Raw genomic sequence first — 21,040 nt, 5'->3', positions numbered from 1 at the left:
GAGTGATGCTAGTACTTTCGGGTGTCTTGAACAACTCATTGTCAAGGTCTCGAATATCCGCTGTAATTGTTACATCTGTAGCTGTAAGCGTGGTAGGACTTGCTGTTAAGGAAATAACAGGAGCCAATCTATCGATATTGGTTATTTTGATCACTTGAACCGATATATTACCAGCTGCATCTTTTGCATAAACGGTGAAAGTACCGTTTTCACTTACTTCAAAACTGGCGCCAAGAGTGGTTCCTGATGAGGCAAAATAGGTTGCATCATGAGAACCGACAGCCCATTTTTTTTCAGATATACTGCTATCGTCTGCAATATTCGCTGTCACGATAATATTTTTATTGGTAGGTAATGAAATATTGGGTGTTAATGTAATAACAGGAGCTACCTTATCAATATTACTTATCGCGATTAATTTAACAGACTCATTGCCAACCAAATCCCTAGCGAATACGGTGTATGTACCACTATCCATTACTTTAAATGATTTACCCGTAAAGACATTTCCGCTATCTGAAAAATAGCTAACAGGATGATTTCCCATTGCCCATTTTTGTACGGGCACATCTTTTTCATAATCAAATGTTATTGCGTACTGATAAGTATCCGTGTACGTTCTTGTATCTGTTGCAGGCTTTGTCACATTACCCTGATAACGCGTTGCAGATAATCGGGTTGCCATTCCTGCGTAGGTTACAGTGACGTCTTGTCTATATATATTCGTTTCAAATGTATACCAATTTCCTGAAACTATTTTTGAAATGGGAATATAACCAACAACGCCTCCGGTGTTATATCTATATGTTTCGGGGAATTCAAAATTTGTAATCACTCCTGACCAACCAGAACTTACATGCACGTTGTAACCACTTAAAATATGGCTAACATACTCCTGTACTTCACTAGTTTGATATGCTGTTAAATTTCCTGTGTAACCTCCCGAATTATAGTAAGAAGCTGATTGATTTGTTACAAACCTCGTATCCGGCGGCGTGTAACTCCCTCCGGTCACTTCACGCCTTATCGGAACACCATCTTTCATCTTCACCGTCACTTGACCTCCATCGACACTAACCACCTCAACGGTTCCGGTATCAACTGTGACCTTATCCATCTTTTTCATATGAGGGATTTTAAACGTTTGTGTATGTGTGCTGTTTGTACCTTCATCCGTTTTTAATGTCGTATTCTCAACATCTTTAATATCAGCCGATATCGTAACATCCTGATTCGTCAGAGCAGTCGGATTAGCTGTTAAACCAATGGTTGGAGGAGTAGTGTCTCCTTCATAATCAAACATCACTTCGTATTGATAATAATCTTGGTATGTTCTTGTATCTGTAGCAGGAATAATCTTCGTACCTTTATATTTTTGTGTGTAGTTATATGTTCTGGTGTCCTTTGCGGGTTTTGTAAGTGTTCCATATGGAGCGAAGTAATTTCCATAGTTAGGAAAACTTGTTTTTTGACCTAAAGACACCTCAGGAATTTTATAGAGTTCTTCGAAGAAAGAACTGTAGTTACTCCAGTACCACTTCTGGATTACTAGATTACCACTATAGCCATCTGGGTCAATAAAATATACAGTATTATTCGGCGTGTTTCCTCTAAACTGCCAATTTATACACCCTGTATAGTTTCCGCACTCTCCCACCTCAAAGTGAGTATACCCAAGTAAACCATAACCGTTTCCGTGCCAATTACTCTTTGTTCCTCCTGGGTCATAGCTTCCTCCAGTTTGCACTGATGTAGCGGAACCATCTTTGGATAATGTGATATTATTTTTTGTTATATTCACTGGAAAGCTACCTGTCGTATTAGTTCGGGTATCTGATTCAGTTTGAGTTGATTCTGGTGTATAGGTCCCACCGGTTTGTTCTTGCCTTGAACGAACTCCATCTTTCAACCGTACTGTCACTTCTTCCCCAACGACACTAAGTACTTCGACATTTCCTGTATTAACCGTTGAGCCATTTAATTTCTTTAACCCAGGAATAGTAAACGTTTGAGTTTGGGTACTGCTTGTACTCTCGGTCGTAACAAACGACTTCGAATTTCCATTATCATTTTTTTTTGCTTCTACTTTTTCTCCCTCTACTTCTGCAGCAGAAACAGGAGGTAGCATTGGTAACACGGATATCAATATCATTTGAACCGACAATAGTAAATACATAACTCTATTAAATCGTCCCAGCAACTTCTTCTTTTTATTACCTCTATTTTTTCTCATCATAATTCTCCTTTCAATTTTTATTCAAAAAAAACCGCCATATCGGTAAGCGATATGGCGGTACCACATATAATCAAGGTTTTATAGTCGCCCCATCTATTTCTTTATAATTCGAAGTGACAGAACTTTGGGTTTCCCACATGTTCACCTTCTTGGAATCAATCATTAAAGAGGATTGCTCAACGGGTATTTGTGGAGCAACTGGCACTTGTTCAGGTTTGGGACCCTCCACACGTCTAGTCCCTGCTTTCCCTGGTGTGAGCTTGCCGTCCATAGAAACGAATTTCTCCACTTCAACCATGTCGTTTTTCACATCTGGCGTCCTACTTCCGAGATTCGCCGCTTTTTCAAACTCAGCTGATTGGTTCGGAACTGCTGGTTTACTGTTGCCTCCATTGACTACTTGCGTACCAAGGTCCAAATTGTCACAAGGTTTAATGAAAACATGATCTTCAATTTTTACACTGTGTTTGGAACTTGCTGTGGCATGATCTTGATTAGCTACAATTACTTCTCCGTTAGGTAAGGCATAGTTCCCGAACACTGCATTATCAAAAGAATAGACGTTCAAATGTCCGATTTGCCAATAGCCAATGGAATAATTATCATTAAAATCTAGAGCTCGTTCAACGACTTCTTCATGATCTTCATAGTCATAGCACGTTTTATCAACTTCATCGCCTTTGTCATTGATATAAGAGCAATCATATGAATATCGCGTTCTCCACTTTAAATGATAACTTTTCTTAACATTGATGGTATAGCCTACACCACCTGTCATATTGACATATCGATAATCCGTCAAGTATTTTTCTGATTGACCCCATACCTTCAAAAATTCAGAGGAAGGGATACCATACTTCTTGACATCGAATTCCGCGCTTTCTTGTGATTCCGTTATTTCACCGTTGGGATCTGCTATTTGCTGTATTTCTAGACTGACTAACTCGCCGGATGGATTAACGTTTACGTCTAAGCTGCATGTTCCTGCAGGAGCAGATGGCGGCTCAGTCGGATTACAATTATCTCCGCCTACTGTTACTGAGACTTTTTGGGTTGCGAAACGTTTAACGGAATCTTCAACCTTTAATTCAGCTGTATAGTTACCACATTCAGTTGGTACCCAAGCGCCAACATTTTCTTGATTATATCTCCCTGCATGTTCCTCATGTGGCTTGTCAGGATTTGCAGTAGGCTTGGACGAATGAAAGCTGAGGTCAGATTTGAATTCTTCGGCACCATCTTTAGTTATTGTTATGCTTGCGTCAACGGCTGTTCGTCCTTCCGATACATATTCGTATCCATTAAAGGAGAAATTAACAGTATTACCTAACTCCACATTGGTCGATGTAGCTTTAAATTCTTTGATATCTGGCCAACTTGTTCGAACAAACCGTAGCCAGGTTGGGTTTACTCCACTAAATGAATCAGAAGCGTTAGCATTATCGGCAACACCACCAGAGTAATAAGCTAGTTCAACAATGTAGTAAAAGTCACCATACTTGTAGCCATTTTTACTATTTGTAATACCATGGACCGGTAATTCTCTTTTCATAAATTCAGGATTTCCGTTATAGACTGTACGCATTACGGAATCGGAAACTCTTTCTATTTCAATAACGTTCCTTGCCGAGTTCTTACCGGGAAGTGGTACAAGATGATAATAGGCCTGCCCCTGTTGCGCCCGGTTGATAATGCCAACCCACGGATCGTAGAAAGAACTATTCAGCCCAGGCGCATAGGAGCTACCACCAATTCTTCCATCGTACATTGTCGGGTACCGCATCTGCCCCAGTATCGGATTAATTCCGATTGTTTCATCAGCACGACCATACGTAGAACTACCACCCTGCGGGAGTAATGGAGCGAGTAGTTCTACTGCCCCGCCATTATAAAATGGCAGTGAATTGCTTGCTGCGTCCGCTTCTGTCTTAATAAGTAAAAGTGGTAAAAGTAACAAGAGCATCAGTGGTAGAATCGCTGTTTTTTTTATTGACTTCAAAAAAAATCACCACTCTCCATCTTTCACTTCTATCCATAAATAATTCAAAAACGCGTTTGCTCCCACTTTCGCCTCATATCCATTTGCTTTAAATATTTCTCCATTCCCCTGGAATACGCGTTTAGCTGGAGGTTTATGGCCTTCGCTTTTTAATGCATTATCGGCTTCTTTAGCCCGAGTTCTGATTTCATCTTCCAAATCGAATTGAGGATACATCATTTCAAATAGATTAATAGCGGTATCAATAGAAATTTTGTTTGTGTAGTCAATATAAAATCCTGTATGACCATCATTCGAGCTAGTAATTGTTAACTGCGGGTGGTTATTGGGTAACGAAGACACGTAATTATCTTCCATTAGTACAATGTTTCCGCCTATATTCGCATACTTTAAACCCGTACCTTTTACAATCGCTTGACCATCCGTCAATACTGTTCTCAAATCATCGGCATTATACGTGTTACTATTCGTCATTCCTTGCTTATAGGTAGGATTATTAATCTTAGACTGGAATAAAGGATTATTTGTAATGGATTTATTAAAGTCTTCCAACTTCATGGACGATGCTGGCACATTGGGTTTTGATTCAGGTATCGGCTTAACCACAACATCATCCTTCATGTTCATAGCGCGATGCATGAATACCGCATAGTGTGCGCGAGTCAGTGACTCAGCAGGCTTAAAGTAACCGTTGTCGCCTGTTGTAATGCCGTTTGAATAGAGAGCACGTACATATTCATTTGCTGAATGATTTTTAGGTACATCTGGGAAATTGAATTCTGTCTTTGGTTTCAAGTCAAAAGCAATTGTTAATACTTTTGCCATCTCTGCACGTGTTATAGGCTTATTCGGATTGAAATTCCCTTTATTATCTGGCTCGAAAATACCAGCTTGTTGCAACTTTTTAATATCCAAGAAATACGCATTCTTTTCCGTAATGTCATTGAATTTCACAAAATCTTTTGTCGAAGGTAAATCTTTAGCTCGACTAACAAGTGCTGCAGCATGTTTTCGTGTAATTACCTCATTCGGTTTGAACGCCCCGTTTTCATAGCCACTAATGATGTTCTTATCCCGCATTTCATGAATGACATCATAATATGGACTATTCTTCGATACGTCAGTGAATGGATTTTTTACAACTGCATTCGCCTGTATTGGTGCAATAATTGCAGGTATAACAATTGCGGATGCAAGTGTAGCGATAAATAGATTGTTTTTCATTTCTTCTTCCCCCTTGAATAAAGTGATTGATTAACCTAATCTAATTATCTCATATAACGTGAAAGATGAAAAAAAGCCTAGGATACCAAACACGTCTTGCTTATACGATTCATACCGAACAGGACCTATAAATTCCGTATGAAGCTATAAGGCACCTCCTAAATAAAAAAAGGAAGCACCTCGCAAGGCCTGTAAAATTACAGGCTCTCGCTGAGGTGCTTCCTCTGGATAACTATTAAACTCTATATGCATTAATAATAGCATAGCTTGAGAATATTGAAAACCCCGAGTAATGGATTACAGTCTTGTATCTTAAATAATATGAACCAATAACTGAACATTTACAGTCATTGATTCAAACAAGACTTTTCAAAGTACCCAGCTTTAGCAGCATCCTTCTTTGACGGATAAATTTCAAGAACTGAGTAATTGAAATTGCATGATTCTGCATAAAATATCTTTTGACTATTTACCGTTGTAGCGTGGAACATATCTTGCTTAACTAAGCGGCTTCCCGCTAGTGCGTATTCATTGAACGTGCCTCCCCCTCTTTCATAGGGGTAGCCCTGAAAGAATGCAATTACACTGACATCATCAATGGTGTTATACCAGTCTTCTTGCGCTATCAGAGGCAATGTGAATGTATAAGTAATACCTAGACTTTTCGTGTAGACATTATGCTCATTTATTCGATAAGCCAACTGATTTTGCATGGTATTAACGATTGTATCCCGGCGAATCTTGTCAAATGTGTCAGCATCCTTCAATAATTCGATACTGATCTCTTCATCATTGAGTAATTCACGACGGTCTCCTTCTATCCACTCATTAAGACCTGCATCAAAAACAATTACATATTCATCTAATGTGAATTTGATAATATTACCTTTCACGTCACTATAGGCAAAAGGTATTTTCGGCAGCCAAACACGATCGAAGAGTGTTTCATTCCCATTTATATATTTTTGATAAACGTTCAATGAAAAACCATCATATTCGAGTACGCCAAAAACGGGTATATAACGTCCCAATAATTCTTTTGTAACATCATCTTCGGAACCGAAGTTTAATGATAATGTATCAATAAATGTTTCAAAGGCGGGTTCTTTATTAATTCGAGAGAACTTGGTGGAAGAATAACCATATTCGTAATTGGGTTTTGCATTCAATCGCAATTGTTCCACCGCGTCATGCGTAGCAGCTGTCATTGCCCATTCATAACTATTATTAGCCTTTGCAAACGTATTGGTATCTTCCGCTCGCCATTGTGCGAAAATGAAGAGTGGAAAGACAATAATAAGATAGAATATAATCATATTGGACATCTTCATTCAAGATCATCTCCCAGGACGTAATCTTCATTCAAGATCATCCCTCCATAAGGAATGGAAATGACAACACCGTTTCCCCTATTCCCGCCCGTTAAGTAATCAAAAAGCAAACTCGCTTTAGTTCGTGTCATATTCTCTACATTCACATTAAAGGTGTCTCCAACAGTCATGAGATATTTACGATCATTTTTCGGCTTTTTGTTCGGCTCTTTATACAGGTAATCCAAAATTTGACTTTTGAAATATTCATCTTTAGTTACGATGTATTCATCTTTAAATGTTGCAGGATTAGTTGGGTCCTCATAGACTGGTGTATAAACTTTCTTCTGATGAACATATTCAGTCTTGTATAGATAAGAACCTATCTCCAAACTTGATTCAAAATCCTCTACCATCTGGGGTGATATGTACCCTTTCATACGAACATTATCTACAAAATTTGTTACAGCTTGAAAAGCTACTTGATATGCAAGGTCATCTTGTGCCTTATACGATTGGTAGACAGGAATAAAAATAATCATAATAACTAATAGGATAACTACAAATACTTTGGAAAAAGCATTCGGCACGTTTATTACACCTCTTTCCGATAGAAGCTAATTTCACTAACTTTACCATCAGTATCAACTTTTACTACCCATTCATAAAGTTCCCTAAGTGATACGACTGACCCTTGATATAATCGTACGTCTTCATCAGTTCGAAATAAAAAACCGTCCACGATAATCGGAATATTATCCTCGCTTAGCTGATAGAGTTTAGCGACGACCTGTGCCCCAGTGAACGGGACATCTTCTGGAATATCTGTCTGTTCCACAAAAACGGTAGCTGCGGATGGTACAAGCTTGTAATGATCCGGCCACTCGGTCATCGACCAAAATGTATAAGCTAATGCGGTCATCGTCAGGATTACCGCTAAGGCATTCCCTAAATAGGTATCAATGGATTTAATCATAGGAATTGCGGGAGTGATAATTGATTAAATACTCCCTTCCCTCCTTCTTGACGGCTGTCGTCACTTATTCTTGTTCAAAATTACGATGTTTACCGTAAGAATGGCGGGAGTGGTCACAAAAGAAACACTCCCTTCCCTCCTTTTATACGTTTCGTAACTTAATCTTGTGTGAAAAGAATCGCCCGGATAACGTTGTTACTGTCACGCTCAACAGTTGCTTTGAACATTCCGCTTGGATTTACGTATTCAGGGTCTGTAGAAGTATTCACCTTTTCTGGAGTGATTCCACCTGTTGAAATACCGCCTGCTGTTGTAAATTTATTGTAGTACCAAGTACCAGCAGTGTTTTTGCCTGTCTTGACATTGATTGCGATGTTTCCAGAAATTCCCTCTGCTTGAAACTTACGAAGGGCGTTCACAACTTGGGAACCAGAGATTGTCGTATTATCATAAATAAGATATTTTTGATCCTTCAGTTCTGTTGTTGCAGATGAGAAATCAGTTGTTGCTGCTTTAGCTGCCTCAGTAGCAGGACTAAAAACGTTAACAGATATACCAATCAATGCTAGGGCTAGGAATAGTGCCGCCCCAAACATTAGGGCAGTGGCTGTACTTTCTTTCATAAATAAATTCTCTCCTTTTAAATTAAAATAATTGGTCTAAATTTATTAATCGACTCAGTGAGACTCCACTTCATTCACCTTGACCAAACTTTAGGGCACGGATAACGTTGTTGCTATCGCGCTCAACTGATGCTTTGAACATACCGCTTGGGTTTACGTATTCAGGATCTGTAGAATTGTTAATAGTTGTCGGTTTTTTACCATTACCATCACCTGTGATACCAACTATTTTGTCGAATGTGTTGTAGTACCATTGTCCTAGCTTGTTTTTACCTGTCGTTACATGGATAGCAATGTTTCCAGATTCGCCTTCAGCTTGGAATTTACGAAGGGCGTTCACAACTTGTGAACCAGAGATTGTCGTATTGTCGTAAATAAGATACTTTTGATCCTTCAATTCAGTTGTTGCAGACGAGAAATCAGTTGTTGCCGCTTTAGCGGCCTCAGTAGCAGGGCTAAAAACGTTAACGGATATACCAATCAATGCTAATGCTAGAAATAGTGCTGCCCCAAACATAAGGGCAGTGGCTGTGCTTTCCTTCATAAATTAATTCTCTCCTTTTTTAACTAAATTTTCGATTAGGTACAAATCCATGTGTCATTTACTTATTCTTGTGCGAAATACAGTGCACGGATAACGTTGTTGCCATCCCGTTCAACAGATGCTTTGAACATACCGCTTGGGTTCACATACTCTGGATCAGTAGATTTGTTTATGTTTGTAGGCTTTATTCCACCAGTACCTATGCCGGCTGTCGAGAATGTATTATAATACCATTCGCCTAGTTTGTTTTTACCAGTCGATACATGAATCGCGATGTTTCCAGATTCGCCTTCAGCTTGGAATTTACGGAGGGCGTTCACAACTTGTGAACCAGAGATTGTCGTATTGTCGTAAATAAGATACTTTTGATCCTTCAGTTCTGTTGTTGCAGACGAGAAATCAGTTGTTGCTGCTTTAGCGGCCTCAGTAGCAGGGCTAAAGACGTTAACCGATATTCCAATTAATGCTAATGCGAGGAATAGTGCTGCCCCGAACATCAAGGCAGTGGCTGTACTTTCTTTCATAAGCTAAATCTCTCCCTTTCATTTAGGTTTTGTTCTTATATCGACAAGCTCTTCCGCTTGGAGATAACACCAGGCTAGGATAATAGAAAACTGATTGAACCGATTCATATACCGGATACTATTTGCCTCGTAAAGCGCAGTATGTTTTGAGAGAAATTCCAATCAATGCTATTCCGACTAATAAGCTGCTACCAGCTTTGAAAGCTGATTTGGACTTCCGCTCACTTCTAAGTTGCATCTGCATCACCCCTTTCAAGGAAATACCTGTTGGTTACAATCGCGTTAGCATGTCCTTCGATTCCACGACACTTGAATAAATCAGAGGACCAACTAGGTAGAGAAACGTTAAAGCAGACATTGGAGCCCCAGCAAGCATGTTTGCCCAAGAACCCTTTTCCTCCAGTGAACGTTGATTTGCTTCTGTTCGCTGTTCAAGATAAAATTCACGTTCCATATCAATGTCATCAAAGGCTTCTTTGATGGATATTCGAATTAACGAGAGTTTCAATCGTTCGATAATCTGATTAAATGGCTCGAAACTGATTTGTTCCCCTAGTTCGTCAAGTGCCTCCTCAGGACCAGAATCATATATTTGAAGTACTTCTTGCAGCGGATCTTTGAATACCACTCCAAACCTCTCAAGCCATGTAAGTATCGAATAGACGCTCATCCGTTCAAATTCCTTTAAAATACTGATAAGAATAAGGTATTGGTGAACCTCGTTTTCCATATCCTTGGTGCGTAACAAGCGCTGGAACTGAAGAATCCAAACAGGAATCATCCACATCATGCATCCAGCTAGAATGGCAACAAGTACTTCCCACCATTTCAAAAATGAATTTTGGACGACGAGCCATTTCTGACTAATTCGGTCCGTTGCTTGTTTAATTTTTATGTCTCTCACATTGTCAATGCCAAGTTGAGCTGCAATGTGCGCTTGTAATTTTTCACTCGACAAACCTTCCATTTCTCTCATGTCTTCGATAATTTGACGATCAAATGCCGTTTGTTCTTCAAACACAGCGTAATCCTCGTCAGTAACGTTCCCGGCAAATAATGTAGCGGGAACCACCGAATATAAAGTTGAATGTTCCTGGCGTTCATGTGCGTACCAAAAGCCGATAGTTAGCAATAGAAAACCACTAGTAGTTAACAACATGCGATGAAGTGTCAACCACTCGATTTTTAGGGGAGAGTTTGCATCTTTCAAAAGCTTTTTCAACTTGAAATGTTCTTTGGAAAAATAGGTCGGTGTAAATCCATTCACAATAGCTTTGAGGAATGGGACCTTTTCAAGTGTCCACTTTTCCCACTTATACCGTTTAGTTGTCGCTTGATACTTGGCTTCATTAATTTCTCGCATTTTTCGAATTAAAAAGTAGGATAGTAGTGATATCCCATATACAAGCACTTCTGCTAGAAAACCAACACGAGACTCGTAGAATGTTTTCATTACAGGGAATGTAGAAATTGCCCAGTTTTGTATTGGAAGAGCTCCAAAAATCGGGATGAGCGAAAGAACAGTTAACCCTCGCATTTTGTAAGTTAATTTCGACCGATACATGATCTCAGAGTTTAGTTCTTGGTTTACTCCTGTTAGTCCCTTCAAAAAAGCACTACCGCGTTCGTTGATTACATCTCCTTGATCTTTGACGAGAACAGCAAGTCCAGCGATGATTTTCAAAAATCTAGAAGGGGCAACTTCTTCATACTTTGCCAGTTCCGCTTCCGGATCAACATTCGTTAGAATATGGTAAATACGGTCTGCTTGTACCCGCATTTCGGGACCAGCATGTTGAATAGATTCATATACTGCTTCGTCAACCATCTTCGATTGTTGGTAAAAGTAGCGAAACCGATTATTGAACTCTTTCAATTGATTTAGAAGTCTTGCTTCTACTCGATATACGAAGAAATCGAGCATGACGCCCGCTAAAAAAACAACACCCAGAAAAACCCAAAATATAATAAGCCAACTTGGGCGTACTATTAGTACCGCTAAAACAATCGTAATAATCAATGTTGCAATCGTAAATACAATCCGCATTACTTCTTTTCGTAAGGTGTATTCATCGTAGACGGAAAGGGTTTCAATCCGCATACGGATTCGCAAAATGATTCCCTTTAATAAAGGCGTTTTTATCGACTGCGTATATGCTGTCTGCGCGTATTCATTTGAATTCACTTTCCATGTCGATGAAGTAGCTCCGAAATCGAAAGGATTCGTACCTTTACCTTTGTTTGAGCGCTTTTTCCCTATGATGTAAATACCTAGAAGTACTACAAAACCAACGATTGCGATATAGGTCAGCCACTGTATCATGCGACATCCCCCCATACCTCTTTCACAAAGGTGCGGAATGCCTTTTGTTCATCCAAGGATAAATTACTTTCGATATCTTTTTGTCGTTCATGGCTGAGTGGTTCACCCGCTACATACTTACCGTCCACAAATTCAATAACGTTACGAGCTTTGTAATGCTTTTGTGTTTGTCGATTGAAAAAGCGGGTTGCAGCGAGCAAAAACGCATCCATTTTCTCCTCTTGTCCTATGTCTTTCGAGAGAATATCTGTGTCATCTTGGATTGTCTGAACCGGCACACATTCTGTAATCCGTTCAATATATCTGGAACCGTCATAGTCTTGACGTAAGTGAATATCAAATTCTAAAACACTCACAACCTGTTCTTCTGCAATTGCTTCATTAGAAAACGTATTTGTTTTTAGTAGCGAGTTTCGTATACTATCAACAAGAATAGAGAATGTTTTCGCATGGTGGGTGAAAATTGTAAATAAACTTGCAACCTGCGCAGTTTGAATCATCCATGCAGCAACCGGATCGGTTGCCACTTCCCCCAAGATGTTGACCGCCCCATCCGTTTTCTTTTGTAGATCCAGGCCATCTTGTCCGCTAATATTATCCGTTTCTTGAAATGATAAAATGTTTCGATCCGGGTACAGGGACCGTAAGTTCAGCTCAAAACTAGTTTCTTGGATTCGCAGATTCAGCGCTTTGTGAATATGTTCTATTAATGCCATTAACAAAGTCGTTTTCCCGCTTCCTTGTCCACCAGTGATGGCTGTAACCCGATTTCCTTTTATCATATATTTCATTAAGGTAATCGGTAATTCAGCATTAGGGTGTGTAATGAGTTGTTCGAGATCAAGGTTTTGCATATCATACTTTTTCCGAATAAAAAACGCCCATGATTCCGAAAATTTCGGACGAACTACCGTTACACGTGAGCCATCATGCATTTCGTTAATAATGTATGGCTTAGATTCGGACAATTGTCCTGGAAAGTTGTACTTATATGAGTTTTGAACGACCCTTCTAAGCTCAGCTTCATGTTCAAATTGTAAGAAGGAAAGGTGAATGGATTTTCCTTTATACATTATCCATACACTGTTGAGCCCCGTTTTACCGGTACTAAATGAAGAAATCATTTGTTCTTCATTGTCAAAGTTTTCCATTCTCGGGGGAAGTCCTGAAACGCCACCAGATACCCCGTCAATCGAAGCATCCCGAATATCATCAATGACACCGAAACCTTTAAATTGGGCATAAATACGTTGTACGACAATGCGTACTTTATCCTCGTATCTAAGGTATTTGACCTTTTCATTGTAAATTTCGCGAATTTCCCTTTCCTGAATTCGATATCCGCCATCGTCTTTAGGATTAGCAAGACCGTATTCTTCAAGCAATTGACCCAGGCCATTCTTTCCATGTTCTTTTGTATACAGGAATAGAAGAATGTCAAATACATCACGTCCGCTCAATTGTGAGGGAGTATTGAAAGGAATCGCCCAGTTAATGTTTTCTTCATTAAACCCATAGCTCTTTTGTAAGAAATCATACATAAACTCTCGTACATAGGTCTTGGAACCAAAATCGCCGGTATTACAATTCTTAAGAGCCTCCTTAAGTTCTTGACGGCGGCGGTTTTGCCGATTGAATTCCTCTTCGGATAGACCAAGATTATATAAATTCATTGTCGTCAGCTCAGTTAACTTTTCCTTTACATGTTTCTCAATCTTCGGTATGGAATAGTGTTCGCGATCACTGAGTTCTGAAGGTCCTTTTTGCTTGCTACCTTGCAACACTCGCCATGCAACAACAAAAAACACAATACAGATTAACATAAGAATGATGGAAGCGTTAAACCAAAACGTCATGACCAATCCTCCGAACGTGCATAGCCCAGTTTTTTCAGCAAAGCGATGTTAACATCTCTAACTGAGTCTATAAACGGATAGAGCAAGTCACCTTTTTCAACTCTCAACATTCTAACAAAAAATTCTGTAACAGATTCTTGGTTCACCGCATCTCTAAATCCTGTTGCATAAGGAATAGTGAATATGGGAACTTTCGATTTTAGCTGTCGTTTGATATTTCTAATTGAATAATTTGCATTTAGATCATACAGGCCGATAAGAACGAAATAGGGCTTGTCCTTTAATTCCTCAGGTATATCATCAAAGAACTTTTCGATGATGTACTTATTTTGAGGTAGATTAACCAGTACAAAATCAGCATTTTTTAACAATTCAACCGTCGTACGGTCCTTGGTTCCAGCCTGTACATCAATCCACACAAAATCATATTCCACCTGTGCAGCGTGTAAAATCACATTCAACTTCTTCCCATCCGAGTTGTCCCCTTCTCTCATGCTGCCTGAAAGGTAATCAAGGCGGTTCTTATATATCGTTTCTGTGTAATTAGGAACGTCTTCAGGTTTAAGTAGTTTACTTTTCACTAATCGTTCTAAAGCAACTACCCCTCCATCTTCGAAACCAGGTTTTTTCGAATCACTATAAATGGAATCCATCGTTGCATAGGATAGTTGTGCATGTGTTAATAATGAGCGATATGATTGATCTAACGACAGCATTGACGAAAGGGCAATCGTATGAGAGGTTGTAGCGCTTTGTCCGTGAACCGGTGACCAATTCACAATAGTTTTACCCATTTTATTTCTCCTTTCCAAGAACCCTTGTTGCTAGCTTCACTTATTAAGCATTTGTGCTTTCAAGTACAGTTGACTTTATTTGTTTGGATTTTGAGCGAAAACTGAAAAACGATGGTTTCACAGCATCCGATACATCTTTGATATGCATTTCATATAGTGCTGAAACGATCTCAGACAATAACTCTTTGTATTGCTTATTTAATCGTCGGTACGGAATATCTTGTTCATGCTGCATATGGATACGAAGCTCATCACTAAAATCATCTGGTTCGAATAGGTAATTCATTGAACGCCATGCTACATCTACTTTAAGAATGGATTCAAAATATGCGGCATCCATTTTGTATTTTGACTCAAATGTAATCCGCTTCAGCTCGTTACTTTCGCTTGTACGGAATAATGTTTTTAGTAATTCGACATCTCTTAATTGATGGGCCCGGTCAAAATCTCCTACATAGAAACGTTCATCGAAGACTGGCCATTCCTGTTCCAATATTTCCGTTGTATCCATGTCAATTAGAACCACATCGTAATTAATAGATGTTTCACCTGATTGTTGTAAAGAAGATTCAATTTCTAACCAGTTGTTCGTTCCGTACAAAATGTCGACCCCCTGAAAATCAAACAGGCGTTGTTGGCCCCCTTCGCGTACGTATCCATGGCGGTACCATTCGTTTCGTGTGTTATCGACAATCAAGACGCGTTTGTCAAGTTGAGTTAAGACGTGACTGAGGTATATAACAAAATCAGTCTTATTACGGGTGCCGATAAACTGCATTAACTTCATTTTCATTTAGCATCTACTCCTTCTTTGAACGGATCTCCAATCAAATCATTTTCAGTCGGTTGATCGAACTGATTAAGGGCGTTTATTTCACGCTCTTTATCGTCTTGCTGTCGCTGGGCTTCAGTTTCGGCTTGGCCTTGACGAAGTTTTTGACGTAGTTCTGAATTCATTTCATTTAGACCAGACTCTAGGCGGGTTCGATTCTGCTTTTCAAGGTTAAGCTTCGCGATGTTAACGATGTTTGGCGTTTCCTTAATCAACTGAAGCACGTTTGATTTAACTGGGTATGTCATTTCAGAAGCTACTTGCATCGGACCATCTACATATGGAAGTGCGTATATTTTTGCTTCCTCGATAAAGGCATCCACAATGGCAGAACTCATAGAAAGAATTTCTCCTTCATCCATGTTCATCCAAAGTGTTAAACCAGCGGTATCTTTAACTTTTTTCTTAGATAAAAGAATATAATCATCCCCGTTCGGGAACTGAATCCTAACATCGACATAATCCTCATTTTTCAACTTTGTTGGAAGGTCAATAAAGGCATACTCAGTTTCCCGGATGTCGTTACCAAGTGCTTCTTCTTCATAAACCATTGACTCGACAAGGACAGTGTTTGCTTTCAAATCGGTCCGGGAAAAGTAATCAATTGTCTTAATTTCGATAAGTTCCAATCCGTCCTCTGATTTTGCTGCCGCTGATAGTGTGACCTTTTCCAACAGGTCTTCTGTTATCAATTGACCACGGTCTACATCCTCTTTAAGTGCGTAGCCCTCTTCGTTTTGAACGACGGTTTCATTTAATACTTTTAGTTCAGACCGGTACTGTTCTGCTAACGCAAGTTCACTAGCTTGATTTTTCGTGTAGAGTAAATATCCTCCTACTGCAGCGAGAACCAATGTAACGCTAGCTCCAAGAGCGCCTGCCCACAGTAATTTTTTGGTTCGTAATCGAATAGCCAATACGTTTGTTCCTCCTTTTATAAAATTAGAAAAGCACTAATGACAATTAAAGTGAGCGTTATACTTATCACACTGGTCCCGATTAAAGCGCTTTTGGTAAATTTCTTGCCATACCCCTTTATAAATCCGGATAATAAACTTTCTGTAAACATTTCTGCGTCTCTACTCGGCTTATAAGGATCGGTATGGGTCGGAATTGATAAAACTGTTACTTCTGGGATTCTTTCTTGCAAATCTTTCACAACGCTTGGTTCACCGTGAGGGACTAGATAAAATATGTCATTTTCGTTGAAATGTTTTCTGCGAAATTCTTCAATCCAATGAAATTTCCATTCATGGCCCGAACATAATACACCTCTCACGTGGGCCCTTTTAAATTCCTTCTCAAATTCCATGAGATCTAAATTCCCTAAATCCAAAACTAAAAATTCATATATCGCATAGAGTTCTTGCATAGAATCCTCTCCGCGATATTTGAAATGTTCAATCCCATTCATCTCAAAACTAGGTTCGGATAAGATTGGACGGTTTTCACCTTCAAACAATGAATGTATCCGATCAAAATCTTGCGAGGCATTTGCTTCTACCAAAGCAACCATATGTCCTTTTTTCTTTAAAGCAGACGCAATACTAATTGCTGTATGAGTGGTGCCGAGATGTGGGGCCACACTTCCTAGAGCGATTACTACAGTGCCAATGATCGGGTCGTTAGTAATTACCCTAGACTCATCATCGAACCATTCTTTGATAAATTCTTGAGGTTGCTCCATTTTGACCGAAGGTTTACTTTTATCACGACCAGATTCTGACCAATGAAACTTTTTTTTCACTTTTTCATCCAATTGAGCAGGTTGTATAACCTCAGTCTTCTTTTCTTCCATCTCAGCTTCCGGTATTGATTCGGATTCTCTAAAGTCGACGCGAACTGTGGTCTGTCGATTAAAACTTCGTCGCCAGGGAATAGAATCGTCGACCATTCGATGTCGCATTACTGAAGAAAATGATGCTGGTTCCAAAAATGAATGAAGAAGTAAGGGAATAGAAAGTTTGGCTGCATCTTTTACAAAGATATTGTATATCCCCATATCTACCAATTCAGCATGCACTGGATGCCCCTGTCTTTCGGAAGATAATACCGAAAACACAATGCTCGGGAATTTCTCCCTGGCAACAAGTAGAATATCAACTAACAATTCTAAGTTACGGTTGCCCAATTTCGTTGCAATATCAGTGGATATTAAAACACCACTGACTGTCGGATTTCTAGCTATCATATTTATCAAGTCTTCTTCGGAACTTACAATATCAATAATTTGAGCTTGACCATCGGCTTCCATATTCCCCTTTAATTGTTTAGCGAAATCAACGTTGTAAATCGCAAAAATCAACTTCACTGCAAGAAATACCTCCTTTTTGAAGATTTGAAGACAAAAAAAAGCACACACTACGGTTAGTAGTGCGTGCTTCGCAAACTTTGGGCTGTTTTCTATTAAGCTGAGTTCAATATAGCATAGTCAATTTATGTCTGCAAGTGCCAATTTCATCTTACGGAAAGTCTTTTGATATTCCCAAACAATATCCTCGCCACTGTTTATAGTTGGGAAAAGAGGTATTTCCGACCACATCATATCTGCAGTTTGAATATCCTGAATCACTAAATGTTCGACCAGCGACTCCGGTATTGGGAAAAGTGTTGGTGATTTTATCGTGAAACTCATATTTAGTTGAAAAGTAAGTCGTGCAAGAGAGTCTGTAATAAAGGTAATGAATTTACGTGATTCAGCTAGAACAGGGAAATTGACCATTAATCCATCTAATTCAACAAATAAGTTTATCGGACGAGGATCAACGATGAACGCTGTGTATAGCCAATATGCCCATGCACCAATGAAAAACGACTCCAATAATTCTTCATTTGTTTCTCCTTCTATTTTATATACAAAATCTTCATCAACACTAATATTCCATTTTACGTTCTCAAGTTTTTGCAAATGAGTGTTCAATAACGATTTATCTTCTGATTCCTCCATATTTTGTATAGATCTGTAATATCCAATAAGTGGACCTTCTGCATGTGCACGGAAGCTCCCTAACGGCACGAATTCACTTCGCTCCTTTTGGTGAATCATAGATATTAATGAAAAATACATCTGAACCCATTTCATCCGGTCGTTTGAAAATGGATTGTTTTCACCTGGAGATGGAAACTCTTCAAAATGCAATATACTCAATGTATCTGTGAAAGCTATTACATCGCTCGTTACACTTGTAGACATATGGTAGTTGACTTCATTCTTTTCTCTTAACTTTTTCTTTAAAAAGTTAATTAGTAGAGAGTCCTTTTCTTTTGTAATAATGCCCAACCTCGCTTGCGCTTCAATGCTATGATTCCACACAAATATGCCATCTTCATTTTCTGCAATTTTCACCATTACCACATCTACTCCCTTCACATATAAAAAACACACACCTCAAAGTCTTGAGATGCGTGCTTCGCATAGTTACCCCTGTGATTTTCAGTTATCTTCAAAATCTAATGTAGCAGTTTCACTTATTTTTTTCAACTTAATTTGCTGCTCCAACAATGCCGTCTTTTCTACTTCGAGTTTCCTCTTCTCTGATACTAGCTTTTCTACTTTTTCTTTTAAATTAACTTGTAATTTAGTTACTTGAATTTCATTGGGTTCATTTTGCAAGCTAAATATCTTTGTAAATATATTCGGTTTTATGGTCGGATGGCTTGTGAGAACTTCCATTTGAGTTTCAAATAATTCTATTTGATTTACAATACTCCGCATTTTTATTTCCCACTGACTTAACCCATTCTCAATTTGCATTTCTATCAATGAGTTTTCATAATGGTTTTTATATCTTAATAACTCTTGACTCATTTTGGGTAAGATACTTTCTAAAGCCTGCTGCACTTTGAGCTCTACAATTCTTTCTGTACTTTCTTTTTCCTCTGCTAAACCATTTTCATTCACGATAGTTTTCTTACGGAACTCTCCCCTACTGTACTGAGTTTTAGTTCCTATTATAGTTGCGATTTCTTTTGGCTGCTGACCATTATCTCTCAATACCAAAATTAATCTTAACTGAAAAATGGCGATATGGTCAAACGAATAATAACCGTTATCGCTTTGAGGTATTTGAACATACTCTTTCAAGTCATGTCGATTGAGTAAATTTATGATTGTTTGATTATTTGTCACGTTTAACATTTTGGCGACTTGTGTAGTTGTATAATCAATGCCCCATATAATACTTTCTAAGAACTCTTCATTTTCAAATACACGGTTTTGTAAGCTAAGTGTTTCTATATGTCTCCATAATGGATCATCTTTGAAAACCCTTAGAAGCTCTTCCTTTTTTTCTGACGAATCCAACAGCTCATCCCCCTTCAAACGTTGTTCTTACTATGATTCTAACCTATTTACCATCTCTATTCAATCTGGATGATTGACTTGATTCAGTTTGATTCACTTAAAATCAAACTCAATCAAAACTAATCGTATTCAATCAATACGAATGTGATTGAAAAATTTAAAGCAAGTCAAAGCGGTAATCGGTATGTCTAGAACCGAGAAAAATTTCGATTTCACTATGATTGAATACGATTGAATGTGATTTAAAGTGATTGAGTTTAATTTTAAACAAATCAAACTCAATAAACCAACTTGATTTGGTTTTCTGAACAAAAAATACCGATTTGAATATGATTGAATACGATTGAATATGATTGAGTTTGATTTAACCCAAATCAAACTCAATAAACCAACTTGATTTGGTTTTCTGAGCAAAAAAAGGCCAATTCATTAACTTTCTTCATATTTGTGTTACCATCGTGATACGACCATGCATCGATTGTAATACTTTAGTATTACAATCGATGCATGGTCCGGTAGCGGTTGTATTACACTTGTCAAAAGATGTACTTCATACCTGTCTTTAACCTCTAAACCACTCCTCGATATGGAACCGTGAGTAGGGAAGTGAACTTTCAGCCCTATAAGAGAATTCATTTCTATATACCAATTAATGATGTTGTTTTTCATATTCAAAAGGGTGACATTGTATTAAGAATGGAACCCAGAACAATACACGGGTTCGATAAACTGCTAAATTATAATAGAGGTGTAATGTACAGTAGAGTATACAACTCAAAGGGGCGATAGACTTGGACTTACAAGAAGGTAAATATGAAAACAGACTAGTAGCATTTATTGACATACTAGGATTTAGCGCTTTAGTACAAAAGAGTGAAAGTGATACATTGTACGCAGAAAAATTATATAAAGCTTTAGATAATGTGCAAGAGGCAGTTAAACAAAATGAAATAAAGCAATCGACCGAAAACTCAGCACTAGAAATGGCTCAATTTTCAGATAGCCTTGTAGTTAGCTTGCCTTATACTAACTCCGCGAGTTTTTTTAGTTTTGTTATGAAGCTAAACTTAATACAAAAAACCCTTGCCGATGAAGGAATTTTGATACGTGGGGGTGTATCCGCAGGTAAACTTTATCACAAAGGCTCTATCTCCTATGGTCCCGCTTTCATTAGGGCATATAATATTGAAAATGGATTGGCTGATTATCCGCGAATCGTTATTGACCCGCAAATTATAAATTTAAAACTCCTACCCGAGAATGAAGATTTAGAGGATAGTATATTTCAAATGGGGTTTCATAATTTCGAAGGAAATAGAAACCCGATAGTTTTAAAAGATGTCGATAGTTTATATTATATTAATTATTTATATGGAATGTATGAAGAAGAAGAGATAGTGTTAATGCTGCATTCAAAGGTCCAATTGTTGACGGGGTTATCTGTCCAAGGCTTGATGGCTATACTGTCCATTAGAGTCTACAGAAAGGAAAAACGT

The 21,040-nt window shown here is 38.5% G+C and carries 16 protein-coding genes and 2 pseudogenes; 1 reads left to right on the top strand and 17 read right to left on the bottom strand.

The window, feature by feature from the left end; translation table 11 throughout:
- The 17 genes and pseudogenes from I2484_RS18455 to I2484_RS18375 form a co-directional block, all read right to left on the bottom strand.
- Positions 1-2,233: pseudogene (locus I2484_RS18455) on the bottom strand (hypothetical protein); the annotation flags it as partial.
- Between the two features lie 73 nt (positions 2,234-2,306).
- Positions 2,307-4,235, bottom strand: coding sequence for a DUF5704 domain-containing protein (locus I2484_RS18450; RefSeq protein WP_207152533.1), 1,929 nt, complete (start codon positions 4,233-4,235; stop codon positions 2,307-2,309).
- A gap of 6 nt (positions 4,236-4,241) precedes the next feature.
- Positions 4,242-5,459, bottom strand: coding sequence for an S-layer homology domain-containing protein (locus tag I2484_RS18445; protein ID WP_207152532.1), 1,218 nt, complete (start codon positions 5,457-5,459; stop codon positions 4,242-4,244).
- Positions 5,460-5,806: 347 nt separating this feature from the next.
- Positions 5,807-6,790 carry a hypothetical protein gene (locus I2484_RS18440; RefSeq protein ID WP_207152531.1) on the bottom strand — a complete coding sequence of 328 codons (984 nt, stop codon included), beginning with the start codon at positions 6,788-6,790 and terminating at the stop codon, positions 5,807-5,809.
- The gene (locus I2484_RS18435) at positions 6,787-7,359 is read right to left on the bottom strand and encodes a hypothetical protein (protein ID WP_207152530.1); all 573 of its coding nucleotides are present in this window, start codon (positions 7,357-7,359) and stop codon (positions 6,787-6,789) included. The genes I2484_RS18440 and I2484_RS18435 overlap by 4 nt, the downstream gene beginning before the upstream one ends.
- Positions 7,360-7,364: 5 nt before the next feature.
- Complete coding sequence (locus I2484_RS18430) at positions 7,365-7,691, bottom strand: hypothetical protein (protein WP_207152529.1); 327 nt, start codon at positions 7,689-7,691, stop codon at positions 7,365-7,367.
- Between the two features lie 212 nt (positions 7,692-7,903).
- Complete coding sequence (locus tag I2484_RS18425) at positions 7,904-8,368, bottom strand: hypothetical protein (protein WP_207152528.1); 465 nt, start codon at positions 8,366-8,368, stop codon at positions 7,904-7,906.
- A 70-nt stretch (positions 8,369-8,438) separates the two neighbouring features.
- Positions 8,439-8,912 carry a hypothetical protein gene (locus I2484_RS18420; protein ID WP_207152527.1) on the bottom strand — a complete coding sequence of 158 codons (474 nt, stop codon included), beginning with the start codon at positions 8,910-8,912 and terminating at the stop codon, positions 8,439-8,441.
- A gap of 62 nt (positions 8,913-8,974) precedes the next feature.
- Positions 8,975-9,436: a hypothetical protein gene (locus I2484_RS18415; protein ID WP_207152526.1), complete on the bottom strand. Its 462-nt coding sequence runs from the start codon at positions 9,434-9,436 to the stop codon at positions 8,975-8,977.
- A 271-nt stretch (positions 9,437-9,707) separates the two neighbouring features.
- The gene (locus I2484_RS18410) at positions 9,708-11,759 is read right to left on the bottom strand and encodes a hypothetical protein (protein WP_207152525.1); all 2,052 of its coding nucleotides are present in this window, start codon (positions 11,757-11,759) and stop codon (positions 9,708-9,710) included.
- Complete coding sequence (locus I2484_RS18405; RefSeq protein WP_207152524.1) at positions 11,756-13,615, bottom strand: ATPase, T2SS/T4P/T4SS family; 1,860 nt, start codon at positions 13,613-13,615, stop codon at positions 11,756-11,758. The genes I2484_RS18410 and I2484_RS18405 overlap by 4 nt, the downstream gene beginning before the upstream one ends.
- Positions 13,612-14,409, bottom strand: a complete 798-nt coding sequence (locus I2484_RS18400) for a hypothetical protein (RefSeq protein WP_207152523.1) — start codon at positions 14,407-14,409, stop codon at positions 13,612-13,614. Before I2484_RS18400 ends, I2484_RS18405 begins: the two co-directional genes overlap by 4 nt.
- 43 nt (positions 14,410-14,452) lie before the next feature.
- Positions 14,453-15,202: a hypothetical protein gene (locus I2484_RS18395; RefSeq protein WP_207152522.1), complete on the bottom strand. Its 750-nt coding sequence runs from the start codon at positions 15,200-15,202 to the stop codon at positions 14,453-14,455.
- The gene (locus tag I2484_RS18390; RefSeq protein ID WP_207152521.1) at positions 15,199-16,158 is read right to left on the bottom strand and encodes a hypothetical protein; all 960 of its coding nucleotides are present in this window, start codon (positions 16,156-16,158) and stop codon (positions 15,199-15,201) included. The genes I2484_RS18395 and I2484_RS18390 overlap by 4 nt, the downstream gene beginning before the upstream one ends.
- A gap of 17 nt (positions 16,159-16,175) precedes the next feature.
- Entirely contained in the window at positions 16,176-17,552 is a 1,377-nt protein-coding gene (locus I2484_RS18385; protein ID WP_207152520.1) for a hypothetical protein, read from the bottom strand.
- 120 nt (positions 17,553-17,672) lie between these two features.
- Complete coding sequence (locus tag I2484_RS18380; RefSeq protein ID WP_207152519.1) at positions 17,673-18,590, bottom strand: hypothetical protein; 918 nt, start codon at positions 18,588-18,590, stop codon at positions 17,673-17,675.
- An 84-nt stretch (positions 18,591-18,674) separates the two neighbouring features.
- Complete coding sequence (locus tag I2484_RS18375; RefSeq protein ID WP_207152518.1) at positions 18,675-19,544, bottom strand: MerR family transcriptional regulator; 870 nt, start codon at positions 19,542-19,544, stop codon at positions 18,675-18,677.
- A gap of 791 nt (positions 19,545-20,335) precedes the next feature.
- Between I2484_RS18375 and I2484_RS18370 the strand changes: the two are divergent.
- Positions 20,336-21,040: pseudogene (locus tag I2484_RS18370) on the top strand (hypothetical protein); the annotation flags it as partial.

Source organism: Sporosarcina sp. E16_8, assembly GCF_017347095.1.
Lineage (GTDB): Bacteria > Bacillota > Bacilli > Bacillales_A > Planococcaceae > Sporosarcina.
The sequence above is the reverse complement of the archived record's forward strand: the minus strand, read 5'-3'. Positions and strand labels throughout refer to the sequence as shown.

Bases quoted from the DNA above. Each gene is read 5' to 3' on its own strand.
- I2484_RS18445 (WP_207152532.1), bottom strand. From the start codon at position 5,459: ATGAAAAACAATCTATTTATCGCTACACTTGCATCCGCAATTGTTATA.
- I2484_RS18440 (WP_207152531.1), bottom strand. From the start codon at position 6,790: ATGAAGATGTCCAATATGATTATATTCTATCTTATTATTGTCTTTCCA.
- I2484_RS18430 (WP_207152529.1), bottom strand. From the start codon at position 7,691: ATGACCGCATTAGCTTATACATTTTGGTCGATGACCGAGTGGCCGGAT.
- I2484_RS18425 (WP_207152528.1), bottom strand. From the start codon at position 8,368: ATGAAAGAAAGTACAGCCACTGCCCTAATGTTTGGGGCGGCACTATTC.
- I2484_RS18420 (WP_207152527.1), bottom strand. From the start codon at position 8,912: ATGAAGGAAAGCACAGCCACTGCCCTTATGTTTGGGGCAGCACTATTT.
- I2484_RS18415 (WP_207152526.1), bottom strand. From the start codon at position 9,436: ATGAAAGAAAGTACAGCCACTGCCTTGATGTTCGGGGCAGCACTATTC.
- I2484_RS18410 (WP_207152525.1), bottom strand. From the start codon at position 11,759: ATGATACAGTGGCTGACCTATATCGCAATCGTTGGTTTTGTAGTACTT.
- I2484_RS18405 (WP_207152524.1), bottom strand. From the start codon at position 13,615: ATGACGTTTTGGTTTAACGCTTCCATCATTCTTATGTTAATCTGTATT.
- I2484_RS18400 (WP_207152523.1), bottom strand. From the start codon at position 14,409: ATGGGTAAAACTATTGTGAATTGGTCACCGGTTCACGGACAAAGCGCT.
- I2484_RS18395 (WP_207152522.1), bottom strand. From the start codon at position 15,202: ATGAAAATGAAGTTAATGCAGTTTATCGGCACCCGTAATAAGACTGAT.
- I2484_RS18380 (WP_207152519.1), bottom strand. From the start codon at position 18,590: ATGGTGAAAATTGCAGAAAATGAAGATGGCATATTTGTGTGGAATCAT.